Genomic DNA, 17,814 nt, shown 5'->3' with positions numbered 1-17,814 from the left:
TCTATATAAGTCCGAACGCGATCTTAATCCAGATCGAATGTCGCAATCACTGGTACGTGATCAGACGGACGATCCCAGCCACGCGCATCGCGCAGAACCTGAAGCCCCTGCATATGCGCTTCCAGATCAGCCGAACCCCAGACGTGATCAAGCCTGCGACCACGATCAGCGGCATCCCAATCCTTGGCGCGATAGCTCCACCAGGTGTAGATTTTCTGATCGGACGGAATCGCCTGCCGCATCAGGTCACTCCACCCGCCTTTCACACGCAGGTCTTCCAGCGTTGTGGTTTCAATCGGCGTATGGCTTACAATTTTCAGCAGTTGCTTGTGCGACCAGACATCGTTTTCAAGCGGTGCGATGTTGAGATCACCCACGAGGATCGAGGAATGTCCATCCTGCCTGTCAGCGACAATCGCTCGCATTTCCTCAAGAAAACCAAGCTTATGGGCAAATTTTGGATTAATTTCCGGGTCTGGCTCATCACCACCGGCAGGCACATAAAAATTATGGATGCGCAGCTTTTTGCCACCCGCTTCCACCACAGCGCTCAGATGACGGCAATCGCCCATCTCACAAAAGCCAATCTTCTCGACAGCGCCCAAAGGGCGTTTCGAGATGGTCGCAACGCCGTGATAGCCCTTCTGGCCACTGATCGCGATATGCTCATAGCCAAGCGCGCGAAAGCCTTTTGAAGGGAACTGATCGTCGGGACATTTGGTTTCCTGAAGACACAGAACATCCGGCTGATAATCGCTCAGAAACTGTTCGACCAGCGGCATGCGCAGACGAACGGAATTGATGTTCCAGGTAGCAACAGAAAACGTCATGGGGAAAGACTCACAGCCATCAGAAGATGGCCGCGAACCTAACGATTTATCCGATAAATGCAAACCTCAGGAATAAAGATCACTGGCCTTTGCGTTTCATTGCGATGCGCTGATAATCGATCTTGAACATATCATCCGTGAAGCGGACACCGCTGCGGACATTGAACACCATGATCGTGGTATCGAGGCCCTGCGCGTCGGTAATGGTCCACTGCTTGAGATCCTTGGTCTTGGGATCAAACATCATGGTGATTTTTGAATTACCAAATGCTGTCTTGTCCCCCACCACAAGCGTGGTCATGTCCGGGTCCTGCTTCACACTCTGAAGACGACCGCCGCCCAGATCAATCCGGTCCGCCAGAAGCATTTTGAGCGGGGTGGTTCCCAGCGCATACATATCCCACGTGTCGAGCTTTCGGTTGTTGATAACAACCTGATTGCCATCCGAAATCACGCGGATCGGGGAATCGGTGTAATTGAAGCGAATCTTGCCCGGACGTTCCAGATAGAACGTGCCGCCCGTCTGTTCGCCCTTGGGGCCGAACTGAACAAATTCACCGGTCAATGTGCGCAGTGAGGAAAAATGATCCGCAATCTGCTGCGCAGCAGCAGCACCGCTTACGCCCTGTGCCTGCGCCGCAACGGGCACAAAAGCCGGAGAAGCCGCGCCAATGCTCAAAACTCCCAATCCGAGGATGGCCGCAAAACGGCTTGCTTTCACGAATGCAGCAATACGGGAGATCATCATCGGCAAATTCTCTTTTTTCTTCATTCTCGTAAAATAATCGGGCAGTTAGGCGCGAGTGTGGCAACAGAAAGCCGATGAGATTTCAGTTAGAAATCATCGTCACCGGTCGGCACCAGTATCTCGCGCTTACCGGCATGATTGGCAGGGCCGACGATCCCTTCTTCTTCCATGCGCTCGATAATCGAAGCCGCACGGTTATAGCCAATACCCAAACGACGCTGGATATAGGACGTCGAAGCCTTCTTATCACGCAGCACCACAGCCACAGCCTGATCATAAGGATCATCGGAATTTTCAAGGTTCGATGTTCCGGCCGGACCGCCACCTTCATCCTCTTCCTCATCCTCAGTGATCGCATCCAGATATTCCGGCACACCCTGAAGTTTCAGGTGCTGAACGATACGTTCCACCTCGTCATCGCCCACAAAGGGGCCATGCACGCGCTGAATGCGGCCGCCCCCGGCCATGAACAGCATATCGCCCTGACCAAGCAGCTGCTCGGCACCCTGCTCACCCAGAATGGTTCGGCTGTCGATCTTGGATGTAACCTGAAACGAAATACGGGTCGGGAAATTGGCCTTGATCGTACCGGTGATGACATCCACGGATGGGCGCTGCGTTGCCATGATGACATGGATACCCGCCGCACGCGCCATCTGTGCCAGACGCTGCACCGTGCCTTCAATGTCCTTGCCCGCAACCATCATCAGATCGGCCATTTCGTCGATAATCACGACAATGTAGGGCATTGGCTCCAGATCGAGCTGCTCGGTTTCATAGATCGCTTCGCCAGTATTTCGGTCAAATCCGGTTTGCACGGTACGGGCAATCTGCTCGCCCTTCTTCTGTGCCTGACCGACGCGCTGATTGAAGCCGTCAATATTACGCACGCCCACTTTCGACATCTTGCGATAGCGGTCTTCCATCTCGCGCACGGTCCACTTGAGCGCGACCACAGCCTTCTTCGGATCGGTCACAACCGGCGTCAACAGATGCGGGATACCGTCATAAATCGAAAGCTCCAGCATTTTCGGATCGATCATGATCAGACGGCATTCCTGCGGCGTCATGCGATAAAGCAGCGACAGGATCATCGTGTTGATCGCAACCGACTTACCCGAGCCCGTCGTACCGGCCACAAGCACATGCGGCATCTTCGCAATATCGGCAATCACCGGCTCACCATTGATGGTCTTGCCCAGCGCCAGCGCAAGCTTTGCCTTGGTCTGTTCAAAGTCACGGCTCGCCAGCATTTCGCGCAGGTAAACCATTTCGCGCTTCTGGTTCGGCAATTCGATACCGATCACATTGCGGCCCGGAACCACAGCCACACGCGCAGCAATGGCGCTCATTGAGCGAGCAATATCGTCCGCCAAACCAATCACGCGCGATGATTTGATGCCGGGGGCCGGTTCGAGCTCATAAAGCGTTACGACTGGCCCCGGTTTCACATTGATGATCTCGCCACGCACGCCGAAATCTTCCAGCACACCTTCCAGAAGCCGCGCATTCTGTTCAAGCGCATCCTTGGACAGGGATGCGTCGCGCTGCACAAGCTTTGGTTCAGCAAGAAAATGCAGCGATGGCATTTCAAATGCACCACCTTCTTTCAGGAAGGATGTCTGCGCTTCACGCTGAATGCGTGCGCCGCTCTTTGGTGCAGGCGCGCGTTCACCGACGCGCGCTTTAGAACGCTGCGGCGGCGCATCGTGCCATTCTTCACCCGCAAGCGGCGCTCCGTCCATCGGATCATCCAAATCGAACGGCGGTTCTTCCGAAGAGGCACCATCAAAGCCCGGCTCGCGCCGCGAACCATTGCGCGCTTGCGCGCTTGCGCGCGCGCTGCGCATATCGCCATATTCATCTTCGCGCTGCTTGCGGCGGTTGATACCGGTCCAACGCCTGAAAGTCGCCGAAGCGCTGAAAATTGTATGGGTGAGAGCCCCGACAAATGCAGAGAAGCCACCAGATGATGTCTCATCCTCCTGATCTTCGTCCTCGGCAAAATCATCGCCAGCCGATGCACCCCGCGCGGAGCCGGCATCAACGAGCGCTTCACGGCGGCCAATGATCCCGCTGGCAAACAGGCAGAGCCAGAGTGCCGGGAAAACCAGCACCAGCGCAATGCCGGATGCGATCGCACCTTGCGGAAATGCGCCCAGAAACAGGCCCGGAAGGCGCAGCACCATATCGCCAAACACACCACCAAGACCAATCGGCATCGGCCAGCTTGAAGGAACAGCAAAGCAGCTTGCAATGGCTGCAAACAAAAGCGCAGCCCCCATCCATGCCAGACTGCGCCGGCCGACACGGCTGATCCCGCCGCGCGTCATGAGCAACAGCGACCAGACCACCAGCGGCAGCAGAACCGGAACGCTGGCAAGGCCAAAGAACTGCATGGCAAGATCGGAGAAAACCGCACCCGGATAGCCAAGAGCATTGGTAACCGGATTATCCGTTGCATGGCTGAGGCTGGGATCGGCAACATTCCACGTTGCAAGCGCGCCCACTGCCATAGCGGCCAGCGAAAGCAGCGCCAGACCGAACAGGATATAGAATTGCCTGCGGAAGATATTGGCCAGTTTCAGCCTGTCTTCCGAAACCCGCTCGTCGCGCAACGGGTATGAGGGCGAATATCCTTGCTGCATAAAGCCTGTCCCGAACCATATAAATGTTGCCTGCGGGCAAAGACGCCCGAGCACAATGAATCGGGCTGATCCTAATCGGGCGATGGTTAATTCCCCATTAACCATGCACTGCCTTTCACCAGAAAATGAAAAAGGCGCGGTTTCCCGCGCCTTTTTCCTCTTGAGACAAGCCTGTTCTACTGAACAGATTCGCCGTGCAACGCGATATCAAGGCCTTCCATTTCAGCCTGCTTGCTCGGGCGCAGACCCATCACGGCTTTGATCACATAAAGGATGATTGCGGTTGCGATCGCCGTGTAGACAACGGTGATGGCAGCGCCGAAGAACTGCTTGCCCATGGTTGCCCCTTCACCTGCCGCATTGATCGTAACATCGGCAAAGAAACCAGTGAGGATCGCACCGACAAAACCGCCAACACCATGAACGCCAAAGGCATCGAGCGAATCGTCATAACCAAGCGCGTGCTTGATCTTTACGGCTGCGATGTAGCAGACAGCACCCGCAATGACGCCGATGATCAATGCGCCCGTTGGGTCAACAAAGCCCGCAGCAGGCGTTACGGCAACAAGACCGGCAACCGCACCCGAAATAATGCCGAGAACGCTTGGCTTGCCCGAAATCGCCCATTCGATGAACATCCAGGCAAGAGCCGCACCAGCGGTTGCAACCTGCGTGTTGAGCATGGCAACGGCAGCCAGTGCGTTTGCACCCAGAGCCGAACCTGCATTGAAGCCAAACCAGCCCACCCACAGAAGGGCTGCACCAACAACCGAGAGAACGAGATTGTGTGGTGCCATATTGACGTGGCCGTAGCCATCGCGCTTGCCAATGATGAGCGCTGCAACCAGACCGGCAACACCGGCATTGATGTGAACAACCGTGCCACCGGCAAAATCAAGAACGCCGTCAGAGCCAAGGAAGCCGCCGCCCCAGACCCAATGTGCAACCGGCACATAGACGATGAACAGCCACAGAACCATGAAGACCAGCATCGAGGAGAACTTCATGCGTTCGGCAAACGAGCCGGCGATAAGGGCGGGTGTGATAACCGCAAAGGTCATCTGGAAGACGATGAAGAGATATTCCGGGATCGTCCCGGTGAGCGAATCCATCGTGACGCCCTTCAGAAATGCCTTATCGAAGCCGCCGATATAAGCATTCATCGAACCGCCATCGGTGAAGGCGAGCGAATAGCCGAAGAACATCCACAACACCGACATAAGGCAGGTAATGGCAAAGCTCTGCATAACTGTCGAAAGTACGTTCTTCTTGCGCACCATGCCGCCGTAAAACAGCGCAAGACCGGGAATTGTCATCATCAACACAAGCGCGGTTGAAGTCAGCATCCAGGCAGTATCGCCAGTATCAAGAGTTGGTGTCGGCTGGGATGCGTCCTGTGCCAGCGCAGTCCCTGCAAGAACGAGCAGCATAGGCAAGGTGGCTAAAGCCGTTTGCTTGAATCTTCCTGTTATCAGCATCGAATATCTCCGTCGAATGGCGGCTTCAAACGCGTCTGCGCTGAAAAGACCGGTTCGAACTGAGAGAAACAAAAATCATGCCAGTTGCGCGCGACAACCCAAAGAAAATGCAATTTTTCTCATATTCCAAACGCAGTATCTGGCAAGATCACGGTGGAGAGTGGCACATTTCCGCCCCGAAACAGGGCTTTTCGACCCTCGCGTGAAACGCAGACGCGCCTGAAATTTCTGTCAGAAAAAAGAAGACGTGGTTTTTCTACGTGAGAAAAACCACTCTAAGTGATTCATTGGATTCAGCTTTTGCAGCCGATGCCCATTTTCACCCAATCAACATTGATTAAAAATTAAACACCAGCGACGATGATGATTAAAATATCATCATTTGTCTTTTTCATGCACACGAATAAGGCCTTCCTGCGCGACTGACGCAATCAGCACACCGTCCCGCGTATAAAGCGCGCCACGGTTCAGCCCACGTGCACCGGACGCACTCGGTGTGTCCTGTGTGTAAAGAAGCCAGTCATCGAGCCGGCTTGGGCGATGAAACCACATGGCGTGATCAAGGCTTGCCACCTGCAAGTCGCGATCGAAAATCGTGCGCCCGTGCGGATGCAACGATGTATCCAGCAAAGTCATATCCGAAAGATAGGCGAGAATAGCGGCCTGTAGCGCACGTTCATCCGGCACGATACCACGTGCCCGCACCCAGACATGCTGGCTTGGTGGCAGTTTTTCGCGCGAAAAATAATGTTTGAGTGACACCGGCTTGATCTCAATGGGGCGCTCCTGCTCCCAATATTTGCGCACGCCTGCCGGTGCCAGATGCAAATACTCTTCCTTAAGATCATGATCGCCCATCAATTGTTCCGGCATGGGAAGCCCCTCGGGCATATTGATCTGGTGCTCCAGACCATTTTCATCAATCTGGAACGATGCTGAGAGCGTAAAAATCGCCTTGCCGTGCTGCTTTGCCAACACACGGCGCGTGTTGAAGCTTGACCCGTCGCGGATGCGATCCACCTCATAAATGATCGGGATAGCCGGATCGCCCGGCCGCACAAAATAGCCATGCAGCGAATGAACATGCCGTTCGGGGTCGACGGTGCGCTGCGCTGCGATCAGCGCCTGCCCGATCACCTGCCCGCCAAAAACGCGCTGCCAGCCCACCTGCGGGCTGTTGCCGCGGAAAAGATCCATTTCAAGCGTTTCAAGATCAAGCGTGTCGAGGAGCTGCTGCATGGCAGCAGTCTGCTCAGCCTTCAATAGATCGGTCTTTTCGTTATTCGACATGGACAGCCTGTCTCCTGGAACCTTATATAGACGATATATTTTGTTGAACTGTTTGGGCCTGCATAGACGAAACTGTCAAGTTCCTGTGTCCTGTTGCAGCCTGTTATGTTCATCGAAGAGCGCTCTGAAGATATCCGAAAGGAAGAGGCAATGGCTGCGGCAAGCAAGCAGAAAACCACGGAAAAAAGCGATCTGGTAATCGCAGGCGGCGGCTATGTCGGCCTCGTTACTGCCGTGGCGGTCAAGGCAGCGGCTCCGCATCTTTCTGTTGCCGTCATTGACGGCGCCCCGGTGGGCGCATGGAAGAAGGACCCACGGGCATCCTCCATTGCAGCGGCGGCTTCGCGCATGCTCGATAAACTCGGCTGCTGGCAGGAGATCGTTGCCGACGCGCAGCCGATCACTGAAATGGTCATCACTGATTCCCGCACCTCCGATCCTGTGCGCCCGGTCTTTCTAACCTTTTCAGGCGATGTGAACCCCGGCGAACCTTTCGCACACATGGTTGAAAACCGCGTGCTCAACACTGCGCTGCACAAAAAGGCACACGAACTCGGCATCACCTTCATTGAGGGCATGAGTGTCGAGACGTTTAAAACCAGCCCTAAATCCGTCACCGTCACGCTGGCCAATGGTGAAACACTCATCACACGTCTGTTGATTGCCGCGGATGGCGCAAAATCGCGCCTGCGTGACATTGCTGGCATCAAGACAGTGAACTGGGACTATGACCAATCAGGCATTGTCTGCAATGTTAAGCATGAGCGTCCGCATGGTGGCCGCGCGGATGAACATTTCCTGCCTGCCGGCCCCTTTGCCATCCTGCCACTCAAAGGCAATCGCAGTTCGCTCGTGTGGACAGAACGCAGAGCTGATGCCGAACGTCTGGTCCGCGAAGATGATTTCATCTTTGATGCCGAGCTTGAGCAGCGTTTTGGACACCGTCTTGGCGCGCTGCACGTTGAAGGCCCTCGCCGTGCTTTCCCGCTTGGCCTGACACTGGCCCGCGAATTTGTGAAGCCACGCTTTGCGCTTGTGGGCGATGCAGCCCACCGTATCCACCCGATTGCCGGCCAGGGCCTCAATCTCGGCTTCCGTGATGCAGCAGCCATTGCCCAAGTTATCGTTGAAACAGACCGCCTCGGCCTCGACATCGGCTCCTTTGCAGCGCTTGAGCGCTATCAGGCTTGGCGTCGTTTCGACACCGTGCAGATGGGCGTCACAACCGACGTGCTGACAAAATTGTTCTCCAACGACAATCCCGCAGTCCGGACCATCCGCGACATCGGACTGGGCCTTGTGGACCGCGTACCAAGCCTCAAATCCTTCTTCATCAAGCAGGCAGCCGGTCTTTCGGGCGAAACGCCGCGCCTATTGCAAGGCGAGGCGATTTAATCTGGAAGCTTGGGGAGGCTGCCCTATCTGGTGGTTAGAAACCAATCAAGAGGAGCTTCCCAATGGACAGAAAAGCAACCGCAGTCTGGAAAGGCACACTCAAGGAAGGCAAAGGCACGCTCAACACGCAGAGCGGCGCGCTCAAAGACCTTCCTTATGATTTCAAGGCGCGCTTTGAAGATGAAAGCGGACGCGCAGGCACAAATCCCGAAGAGCTTCTGGGGGCGGCGCACGCCGGCTGCCTCGCCATGCAGCTTTCAGCACTTCTGACAGAGCACGGCACACCACCGGAAAAGCTTGAAGCAACAGCGGCTATAAGCGTTGGACCGGCTTCAGGTGGTGGCTTTGCAATCAGCAAGAGCGCAATCACGCTTACAGCCACAATCCCTGGCATTGAAGAAGCTGATTTTGCGGCGCTGGCAAAAAAGGCGAAGGAATCCTGCCCCTTGTCAAAAGCACTGGGTGCCATTGAAGTGACACTGGACGCCAAGCTGGTTTAAAGCGTATCCCGAGAAGTGTGAAACGGATTTCGGACAAAGATGCTCGTTAAAATAAATAATGCGAGCGCCCATCTCACGCGAGCTGGCAGATAATCGAAAGGCGGGCATGGCCCGCCTTTTTCATTCGGGAAGATGACAGACCGCTTCGATATTATGCCCGTCAGGATCAAGCACGAAGGCTGCATAATAATCGGGATGATAATGCTCGCGGATTCCCGGTTTGCCATTGTCACGCCCACCCGCAGCCATGGCAGCCTCATAAAAGCGATCAACCTCCGAGCGGGTGCCTGCCGAAAAAGCCACATGCAAAACGCCTTCGAGTTTTGCGCCCTTCTGCTTGCCGATCCAGCATTCCGGCTTGCCATTGCGGCCATAGCCGACCCAGTCACCAAACTCCATCGCCCGCGTGATGCCGAGTGGCGCCAACGCAGCGTCATAGAAAGCGCTGGACTTTGGCATGCTGGAAATATTGAAACCGATATGATCAAGCATGATGCCCCCCTGAAGCAGCGTTAAGTTTCTGCTTTCAGATCAGATATGGCCAGCACGGAAAAATCAAGCCTCCGCCATTATTTTGGCAAAAGAAAAGGGAGGCAGAGCCTCCCTTCTATCGATTATGAAAACACGTTCTACACGCGGCGCTCGACCATCATCTTCTTGATTTCGGCAATCGCCTTGGCAGGGTTGAGACCCTTCGGGCAGGTCTGCGCGCAGTTCATGATGGTGTGGCAGCGATAGAGGCGGAACGGATCTTCGAGATTGTCGAGACGTTCGCCCTTGGCTTCGTCGCGACTGTCGATCAGCCAGCGATAGGCCTGAAGCAGCACAGCCGGTCCAAGGTAACGATCGCCATTCCACCAATAGCTTGGGCACGAGGTCGAGCAGCAAGCGCAGAGAATGCATTCGTAAAGACCATCGAGCTTCTGACGATCTTCGTGGCTCTGCAGCCATTCCTTCTGCGGCTCCGGCGATACCGTCTTGAGCCAAGGCTCAATCGAACGGTGCTGGGCGTAGAAGTTGCTCAAATCCGGCACCAGATCCTTCACCACCGGCATATGCGGCAGCGGATAAACCTTGATGGAGCCCTTGATCTCATCCATGCCCTTCGTACAGGCAAGCGTGTTGGCACCATCAATGTTCATGGCGCAGGACCCGCAAATGCCTTCACGGCACGAACGGCGCAGCGTCAGCGTCGGGTCAATCTTGTTCTTGATATAAAGAAGACCGTCGAGCACCATCGGGCCGCAATCGTCACGATCGACATAATACGTGTCGATGCTTGGATTTGCGTCGTCATCCGGCGACCAGCGATAAATGCGGAACTCCGTGACATTCTTGGCACCATCTGGACGCGGCCAGGTCTTGCCTTCCTGCATGCGGGAGTTCTTGGGAAGTGCGAGTTCAACCATTGCTCATTCCCTCGATCAGTAAACGCGCTTCTTGGGCGCAATCTTGGCCAGATTGATGCCGCCTTCTTCCTCGGTCGTCAGCGGATCGAGATGAACTGGACGGTAATCAAGCTTCACTTCGCCATTTGGCGACAGCCAGGAAAGGGTGTGTTTACGCCATTCGGCATCGTTACGGTCCGGGAAATCCTCATGCGCATGCGCACCGCGGCTTTCTTGACGGGCTTCAGCCGAAACGACTGTCACCATCGCGTTTGCCATCAGATTTTCCAGTTCCAGCGTTTCAACCAGATCCGAATTCCAGATCATCGAACGGTCACTGACCTTAACGTCAGGCAGTTCTTTCCAGATTGCGGACATACGCTCGACGCCTTGCTTGAGCGATTCAGAAGTCCGGAAAACGGCTGCATCTTCCTGCATGGTGCGCTGCATTTTTTCGCGCAGTTCTGCGGTCGGTGTCGAGCCGTTGGCATAACGCAGGCGATGGAAGCGATCCATGATCTTATCGACGGCTGCTTCGTTGATGTCAGGAATCTTCGCAGCGCGGTCGATGACTTCGCCAGCGCGAATTGCAGCCGCACGGCCAAACACAACAAGGTCAATCAGCGAGTTGGAGCCAAGACGGTTGGCACCATGCACGGATGCGCAACCTGCTTCACCCACAGCCATCAGGCCCGGCTGAACGCGGTCAGGATCTTCTTGCGTCGGGTTCAGCACTTCGCCCCAATAATTGGTTGGAATGCCGCCCATATTATAGTGCACGGTTGGCAGAACCGGGATCGGTTCCTTGGTCACATCAACGCCTGCGAAAATCTTGGCCGACTCGGAAATACCCGGCAGGCGTTCATGCAGAACAGCCGGATCAAGATGGTCGAGATGCAGGTAGATGTGGTCCTTGTTCTTGCCAACGCCGCGACCAGCGCGGATTTCCATGGTCATGCAGCGCGAAACAACGTCACGCGAGGCCAGATCCTTGGCGGAAGGCGCATAACGCTCCATGAAGCGCTCGCCTTCGGAATTAACGAGATAGCCGCCTTCGCCGCGTGCGCCTTCCGTAATCAGGCAGCCCGCGCCGTAAATGCCGGTTGGGTGGAACTGAACGAATTCCATGTCCTGGAGCGGAAGCCCCGCACGCGCCGCCATGCCGCCGCCGTCGCCGGTGCAGGTATGCGCCGAAGTCGCCGAGAAATAGGAACGACCATAACCACCCGTCGCCAGAACCACCATTTTGGCAGAAAAGCGATGGATCGTCCCATCATCAAGGTTCCACGCAACAACGCCGGTGCAAACACCATCAGTCATGATGAGATCAAGCGCGAAATATTCAATGAAGAACTGCGCGTTGTTTTTCAGCGACTGGCCGTAAAGCGTATGCAGGATCGCATGACCGGTACGGTCAGCGGCCGCACACGTGCGCTGTACTGGTGGACCATCACCAAAATTCTGCATGTGGCCGCCGAATGGGCGCTGATAGATTTTGCCTTCTTCGGTACGCGAGAACGGAACGCCGTAATGTTCCAGCTCATAAACCGCAGCCGGTGCTTCACGCGCCAGATATTCCATAGCGTCCGTATCGCCCAGCCAGTCCGACCCCTTGACGGTGTCGTACATATGCCACTGCCAGCTATCCGGCCCCATATTTTTCAGCGAAGCGGCAATGCCGCCCTGCGCTGCAACCGTGTGCGAACGCGTTGGGAACACTTTGGTGATACAGGCGGTCTTAAAACCCTGTTCGGCCATACCGAGCGTTGCACGCAGGCCAGCACCGCCAGCGCCAACGACAACAACGTCGAATTTGTGATCGATGAACGTATAGTTCTTTTCGCCCGCAGCATTGGCTGCATTGTTTTGTGCACTAGCCATCGGGCTATCAACCTCCGAAGCTCAGCTTGAGGATCGCATAAACGCAAGCCACGCCCACAACCACCGTGAAAAAGGTGTTGAGCATGACGAGCAGGACCTTCATGCCTTCGCCGTGAATGTAATCTTCAATAATAACCTGCATGCCAAGACGCATGTGATAGACGCCGGTCAGCACGAACAGCGCCATCACCAGAGCGGTGAACGGATGCGCCAAAGCGGCCTTTACTTCGGCATAGCTTGCGCCGTGAAGCGAAATAACCAGACCGATGAAAAACAGAACGAGCGGCACGAGTGCGACAGCACTCATGCGCTGAAACCAGAAATGGCCGGTGCCTTCCTTGGCCGAGCCAAGTCCACGAACCTTGCCGAGAGGCGTACGCATATCGTTCATGTCAGAACTCCTTTCAGCGCACTGCAAAAGCAACAACCCAGACAAGGATCGTTGCAGGCAGCGAGAAGGCCAGCGTCAGCCATGCAATCTTGCTGGCTGTGTGCTTTTCAAGACCGGCACCCATGTCCCAGATGAAATGGCGCACACCGCCGGCCAGATGGTGCAGAAGCGCCCAGGTGTAGCCAAACAGAACCAGATAGCCAAACCACGAACTGTAGATTGCGCTTACGGTGTTGAAGGCATCTTCACCGATTGCAGCCGCAATCAGCCATGCAGCGAGGAGAAGGGTTCCGAAATAAAGGGCGCCGCCCGTGATACGATGGATGATGGACATCGTCATCGTGATCTTTGGTCGATAAATCGACAAATGCGGCGACAAAGGACGCTGACGCGTTGCGGTCGGTTGTGTCATGGCTCTCGTGGGCTTCCCTGACGTTTCTACCCGCCTTATCCCGCCAAACACGTTTGGCATGACAAAGCGAATGGCCGGTTCATGCAGAACCGAGTTCGATGTCGTTCACAGCACAGGAAACAGAATCTTCAATCCTGCGCCGGCACGACCCAGAAAATGTGGCTGGATCGTGTCACACGACCCTATGAGGCGCTTTCTACTGCGCTTTCACCACCACGTCAAAGACGCTTTTTCACGAAAAGACTAACAATTGGTCGCACCTCAACGACACATTCGCGTGATTCCTGAATTCAAACGATTGAAGTCGATGTTTCACAAAAACATGTGTAATTTCATCTACTTTTGCGGACGCAGCTTAGTTGCCAAAGCGAATCACATAGCTGGACCAGTCGGCAGCGGCGGCAATCTGCTCATATAACTTGCGGCCATCTTCAGGAACACGCGGCGCATTGAGCATAAGCTTCGACCAGCTGCGCTCTTCCGCCTTGTCGGCAAGCAGATCAATAAACGCTTTGGCGATACCCTTACCGCGATGATCATGATGCACATAAATATGGTCAACCTGGCCGGCGCGCAGGCCGGAAATAGGTTCAGGAAGATCATAAAAAATCACAAAGCCAACCAGATTGCCATCCACGCGTGCGCCGAGAATTTCTGTGGCACGATCCTGCAAAAGCTGCTCGGCGTAAAACTCATCCGGGCGACGTGGTGCCCCGCGCTTCAACGCTTGTGCATAACTCGCAAGCAGAGGCGCAAACTCATGCGCGTCCCGCAGATGAAGCAGCCCGATATCGACGGAATGATCATTGGTCATAAGAACTCTCTCTCGAAACACAGCCCAGCATCACGGAGCTCAACGATTGTAGACGCCAGCCCGACCAAAGGTAAAGCACGGCGCGCACAAAATCAGATGAGCCAGAGCATTTCCTGTTTGATTGAAGCATTGGAAGTGCTCAACGACCTTTGGCAGCACCACGAAGCTCGACCACATTATCGTCAAGCATCATCGGAAGTGCCGTGCGAACGCAATTGCGGCCATTCTTCTTGGCTTCATAGAGCGCGCCATCAGCCCGCTTAAAGACATCGGCAAAGACATCGTCGAACTCCATTTCCGTCACGCCAAAACTCACCGCGAAACCCACATCGCCCGAAGGACCGGAAAGCGTTATATCGGCACAGGCCAGCCGCACGCGTTCAGCAAAACGCCATGCCGACTGGATGGTATGGCCGGGCAACAGAACAGCGAATTCCTCGCCGCCCATCCGTGCGGCAATGCCATCCTTCGCCGCCGCCGCACGACGCAATTCATCAGCAAAAGCTGCAATCACCCTGTCGCCCAAAGCGTGTCCATGGGTATCGTTGATCGACTTGAAGTAATCAATATCGCAGATAATGAGCGAAAGTGCCTGTCGCATGCGCTTGGATTTTTCGATCGCCGCTTCGGCGCGGAACTCAAAACCGCGCCGGTTGAGAAGTCCGGAAAGCTGATCCGTCTCCGAACGCAGCGTCACATCGGAAATCAGCTCCCCCATCAGACTGAGCAGAAGCAGCAAACCACCGGCAACCGAAAGCCCGGCACCGATCGACTGAACCAGCAGCGCATAATTGGTATGCATATAATCATCAGGCGAAGCACCAACACCGCCGACCATAGTGGCGAGAACCGGTTTAATCAGAAAATGAAGGGCGCTCACCATAAAGAGCGCCGCCATCATGCCATCCAATGCCCCCCACGACCTGCCAAAGGGCTTGCTGCGGGAATGAACGCTCGTGCGGCTGCGCAAAACGATCCACGCAGCCAGCACGAGGATCAGAAAATACGGCAACTGATAAAGAATACGGCCAAGCATCTGACTGCGGGCGATATCGTAAATCGCAAAGATCATGACCAGCGAACCGGCAAAGAGAAGCCCCAGCCGCACCCACGGCACAGGAAGACCATACATGCGGGCAAGACCGACAACCAGACAGGAAAGCGTTATGAAATACATGCCAAAACTGAGCATGTAAGCGAATTTCTGGCTGGGGAGGAAGGAGATGAGGATCTCAGTGAGAAAGTACAGCATCGCAAAAACAAAGCCGAGCCCAAACACGGGGGCGGCAGCGTTATCACGGGCATAGGCAGCGATACCGAAAAAGGTGAGAGCAAACAGACCCGAAACCGTCGTATTTATAAGCAGTATGAACTCAGCACCATCCATCCGTCCATCCCTGCATATATCTGGTGGCGCGAGAAGACCATACCCCGCACCATTCATTGAATGCCATATTAGACCAAAACCGCTAAAAAAGCATCTAATTTAGAAATGCAAATAATACGTTGTTTACGAAACAAAAAAACCGCCGGATCACTCCGGCGGTTTTCTCAATCATCTTTTACGACCATCAGTTCCAGTCGCGAATGTCCACGAAATGACCGGCAATCGCTGCAGCGGCTGCCATGGCGGGCGAAACGAGATGCGTGCGACCCTTGAAGCCCTGACGGCCTTCAAAGTTACGGTTTGACGTCGAAGCGCAACGCTCACCCGGCTTCAGACGGTCATCATTCATGGCAAGGCACATCGAACAGCCCGGCTCGCGCCAGTCAAAACCCGCTTCGATAAAAATCTTGTCGAGACCTTCGGCTTCCGCCTGCTCCTTCACAAGGCCCGAACCCGGAACGATCATGGCGTTCACGCTTGCCGCAACCTTCTTGCCTTCGACCATACGGGCTGCATCGCGCAAATCCTCAATACGTCCGTTCGTGCAAGATCCGATGAAAACGCGGTCAATGGCGATGTCCGTCATCTTGGTGCCGGGCTTCAGGCCCATATAGTCAAGCGCACGCCACTTGGATGCACGCTTGGTTTCGTCCTTGATCTCGTCCGGGTTGGGAACGATACCGGTGACGAAGACCACATCTTCCGGCGATGAGCCCCAGGATACAACCGGCGAAATCTTGGCAGCATCAAGCTCGACGATCTTGTCGAAATGCGCCCCTTCATCCGAATTGAGCGTCTTCCAATACCGGATCGCCTGCTCAAGCTCTTCGCCCTTGGGCGCACGCGGCTTGTCTTTGATATATTCAAATGTGGTTTCATCCGGCGCAATAAGACCGGCGCGCGCACCACCTTCAATCGACATGTTGCAGACGGTCATACGACCTTCCATCGACAGCGAGCGAATGGCGCTGCCTGCATATTCGATCACGTAGCCGGTGCCACCTGCGGTGCCGATTTCGCCGATGATGGCAAGCGTGATGTCCTTGGCAGTAACGCCCGGAGCCAGTTCACCCTCAACACGCACCAGCATGTTCTTGGCTTTTTTCTGGATCAGCGTCTGCGTTGCCAGAACATGTTCGACTTCCGATGTGCCGATACCATGCGCCAGCGAACCAAATGCACCATGCGTCGATGTATGGCTGTCACCGCACACAATCGTCATGCCCGGCAGCGTAAAGCCCTGCTCTGGACCAACGATATGCACCACGCCCTGACGACGATCACGCTCGGAATAATATTCAACGCCAAAATCAGCGGCATTCTTGGCAAGAGCCTCAACCTGAATGCGGCTTTCTTCATTCTTGATGCCGTTGATACGATCTGGCGATGTTGGAACATTATGATCGACAACAGCCAGTGTACGCTCTGGATGGCGCACCTTGCGGCCCGTCATGCGCAGGCCTTCGAAAGCCTGTGGGCTTGTCACTTCATGCACAAGATGGCGATCAATATAAAGGAGGCAGGTACCATCGTCCTGCTGATCCACCACATGGTCGTCCCAGATCTTGTCATAAAGTGTACGCGGCGCGCTCATTGCGAGAGTTCCTTTGAATAGTTCTTAATTGGCTGTCATATGCACCCGCCACCGCATTTCGTCAAGAAACACAAACCGCAACAGGGTGTCGCAGTAACAATCTTGCGCAATGTAGGCGAAATTGTGCAATATGTTACGCAGCCTTTTGGCTTTTGCAAATAAAAAAGGCGACCCAAAGGCCGCCCTTTTCAGATTCTTGCACAACTGGCTTATTCAGCAGCAGTCTTTGCAGCTTCTGCCTTGGCAGCAGCGATCTTGTCGGCTTCGCGTTCTGCCTTGGAGCGGTTGTCTTTCTTTTCAGCAATACGTGCAGCCTTACCGGTGAGGCCACGGAGGTAGTAAAGCTTCGCGCGACGGACCTTACCGCGGCGAACAACTTCAACACCTTCTACGATTGGCGAATAAACCGGGAATACGCGCTCAACGCCTTCGCCGTAAGAAATCTTACGAACGGTGAAGTTTTCGTTGATGCCAGCGCCGGAACGGGCAATGCAAACGCCTTCATAGGCCTGCACACGGGTACGTGTACCTTCGGTAACGCGCACCTGAACGCGAACGCTGTCACCTGGCTGGAAATCTGGAAGCTTGCGCTTTTCTTCGATCTTGGCTGCCTGTTCGGCTTCAAGCTGACGAATGATATTCATCGTCTCTTCCTTCTGAATTCTTCTCAAACAGCCAGAGCGCTCTGCACTCACCACCAAGCATCTTTGGCCCTGTGGTTATGCCCGAAAAATCAGGCAGGAGCGGTACACCATTTATTGGTTTAAAGATGTCGGGCTTTTGCCCAACTGGCGCGGCAATACACCATTGCTGTCAATGAATCAATATCAGCGCAACGAAATCGCTATTTTCCGCCAATACGGCCAAGATGCGTATCCTGAAAACCGGTTCCGTATTTAAGGCCGAAGCCAAGCGCACGATCCACGCCAATATGAACAGCCCAGATAAGCGCAATCAAAAGGCAAACTGGCCAGCTCATAACCCAGCCAAGCACGGCCACAAGCACAACGCCAATCCAGCTATGCGCGATATTATAGACGACAGCGCCAGAGAAAGGC

The 17,814-nt window shown here is 54.8% G+C and carries 16 protein-coding genes and 1 pseudogene; 2 read left to right on the top strand and 15 right to left on the bottom strand.

What is annotated here, in order from left to right; all coding sequences use genetic code 11:
• Positions 1 to 23: 23 nt before the first annotated feature.
• The 5 genes from VBH83_RS01985 to tesB form a co-directional block, all read right to left on the bottom strand.
• Positions 24 to 830, bottom strand: coding sequence for an exodeoxyribonuclease III (locus tag VBH83_RS01985; protein WP_265982352.1), 807 nt, complete (start codon positions 828 to 830; stop codon positions 24 to 26).
• Positions 831 to 909: 79 nt separating this feature from the next.
• Positions 910 to 1,578, bottom strand: a complete 669-nt coding sequence (locus tag VBH83_RS01980) for an outer membrane lipoprotein carrier protein LolA (RefSeq protein WP_265982353.1) — start codon at positions 1,576 to 1,578, stop codon at positions 910 to 912.
• 86 nt (positions 1,579 to 1,664) lie between these two features.
• Positions 1,665 to 4,226, bottom strand: coding sequence for a DNA translocase FtsK (locus VBH83_RS01975; RefSeq protein ID WP_265982354.1), 2,562 nt, complete (start codon positions 4,224 to 4,226; stop codon positions 1,665 to 1,667).
• 176 nt (positions 4,227 to 4,402) lie between these two features.
• Positions 4,403 to 5,704: an ammonium transporter gene (locus VBH83_RS01970; RefSeq protein WP_265982355.1), complete on the bottom strand. Its 1,302-nt coding sequence runs from the start codon at positions 5,702 to 5,704 to the stop codon at positions 4,403 to 4,405.
• Positions 5,705 to 6,082: 378 nt separating this feature from the next.
• The gene (tesB, locus tag VBH83_RS01965; RefSeq protein ID WP_396996073.1) at positions 6,083 to 6,994 is read right to left on the bottom strand and encodes an acyl-CoA thioesterase II; all 912 of its coding nucleotides are present in this window, start codon (positions 6,992 to 6,994) and stop codon (positions 6,083 to 6,085) included.
• A gap of 150 nt (positions 6,995 to 7,144) precedes the next feature.
• Here tesB and VBH83_RS01960 point away from each other — a divergent pair, with 150 nt between their 5' ends.
• Positions 7,145 to 8,389, top strand: a complete 1,245-nt coding sequence (locus tag VBH83_RS01960; protein WP_265982357.1) for a ubiquinone biosynthesis hydroxylase — start codon at positions 7,145 to 7,147, stop codon at positions 8,387 to 8,389.
• 62 nt (positions 8,390 to 8,451) lie between these two features.
• Positions 8,452 to 8,889, top strand: a complete 438-nt coding sequence (locus VBH83_RS01955) for an OsmC family protein (protein ID WP_265982358.1) — start codon at positions 8,452 to 8,454, stop codon at positions 8,887 to 8,889.
• A 120-nt stretch (positions 8,890 to 9,009) separates the two neighbouring features.
• On the opposite strand, the gene VBH83_RS01950 is transcribed toward VBH83_RS01955, so the two are convergent.
• The 10 genes and pseudogenes from VBH83_RS01950 to VBH83_RS01905 all read right to left on the bottom strand — a co-directional run.
• Positions 9,010 to 9,381, bottom strand: coding sequence for a VOC family protein (locus VBH83_RS01950; RefSeq protein WP_396996071.1), 372 nt, complete (start codon positions 9,379 to 9,381; stop codon positions 9,010 to 9,012).
• Positions 9,382 to 9,518: 137 nt separating this feature from the next.
• Positions 9,519 to 10,298, bottom strand: coding sequence for a succinate dehydrogenase iron-sulfur subunit (locus VBH83_RS01945; protein WP_265982360.1), 780 nt, complete (start codon positions 10,296 to 10,298; stop codon positions 9,519 to 9,521).
• 15 nt (positions 10,299 to 10,313) lie between these two features.
• A complete protein-coding gene (gene sdhA / locus VBH83_RS01940; RefSeq protein ID WP_265982361.1) occupies positions 10,314 to 12,158 on the bottom strand; it encodes a succinate dehydrogenase flavoprotein subunit in 1,845 nt (614 codons plus the stop codon).
• 7 nt (positions 12,159 to 12,165) lie between these two features.
• A complete protein-coding gene (gene sdhD / locus VBH83_RS01935; protein WP_265982362.1) occupies positions 12,166 to 12,549 on the bottom strand; it encodes a succinate dehydrogenase, hydrophobic membrane anchor protein in 384 nt (127 codons plus the stop codon).
• Positions 12,550 to 12,562: 13 nt separating this feature from the next.
• A complete protein-coding gene (sdhC, locus tag VBH83_RS01930; RefSeq protein WP_265982363.1) occupies positions 12,563 to 12,961 on the bottom strand; it encodes a succinate dehydrogenase, cytochrome b556 subunit in 399 nt (132 codons plus the stop codon).
• A gap of 355 nt (positions 12,962 to 13,316) precedes the next feature.
• Positions 13,317 to 13,775 (bottom strand): GNAT family N-acetyltransferase, encoded by a 459-nt coding sequence (locus VBH83_RS01925; protein ID WP_265982364.1) that lies wholly within the window; start codon positions 13,773 to 13,775, stop codon positions 13,317 to 13,319.
• A gap of 139 nt (positions 13,776 to 13,914) precedes the next feature.
• The gene (locus VBH83_RS01920) at positions 13,915 to 15,162 is read right to left on the bottom strand and encodes a diguanylate cyclase (RefSeq protein ID WP_265982365.1); all 1,248 of its coding nucleotides are present in this window, start codon (positions 15,160 to 15,162) and stop codon (positions 13,915 to 13,917) included.
• A gap of 184 nt (positions 15,163 to 15,346) precedes the next feature.
• Positions 15,347 to 16,756: a 3-isopropylmalate dehydratase large subunit gene (gene leuC / locus VBH83_RS01915; RefSeq protein ID WP_265982366.1), complete on the bottom strand. Its 1,410-nt coding sequence runs from the start codon at positions 16,754 to 16,756 to the stop codon at positions 15,347 to 15,349.
• Between the two features lie 209 nt (positions 16,757 to 16,965).
• The gene (rplS, locus tag VBH83_RS01910; RefSeq protein ID WP_265982367.1) at positions 16,966 to 17,400 is read right to left on the bottom strand and encodes a 50S ribosomal protein L19; all 435 of its coding nucleotides are present in this window, start codon (positions 17,398 to 17,400) and stop codon (positions 16,966 to 16,968) included.
• A 200-nt stretch (positions 17,401 to 17,600) separates the two neighbouring features.
• Positions 17,601 to 17,813: pseudogene (locus tag VBH83_RS01905) on the bottom strand (DUF4260 family protein); the annotation flags it as partial.
• Position 17,814 lies beyond the last annotated feature (1 nt).

Source organism: Ochrobactrum sp. S1502_03, from assembly GCF_044435015.1.
Classification (GTDB): Bacteria; Pseudomonadota; Alphaproteobacteria; order Rhizobiales; family Rhizobiaceae; genus Brucella; species Brucella chromiisoli.
This window is presented reverse-complemented; position numbering and strand designations above follow the sequence as displayed.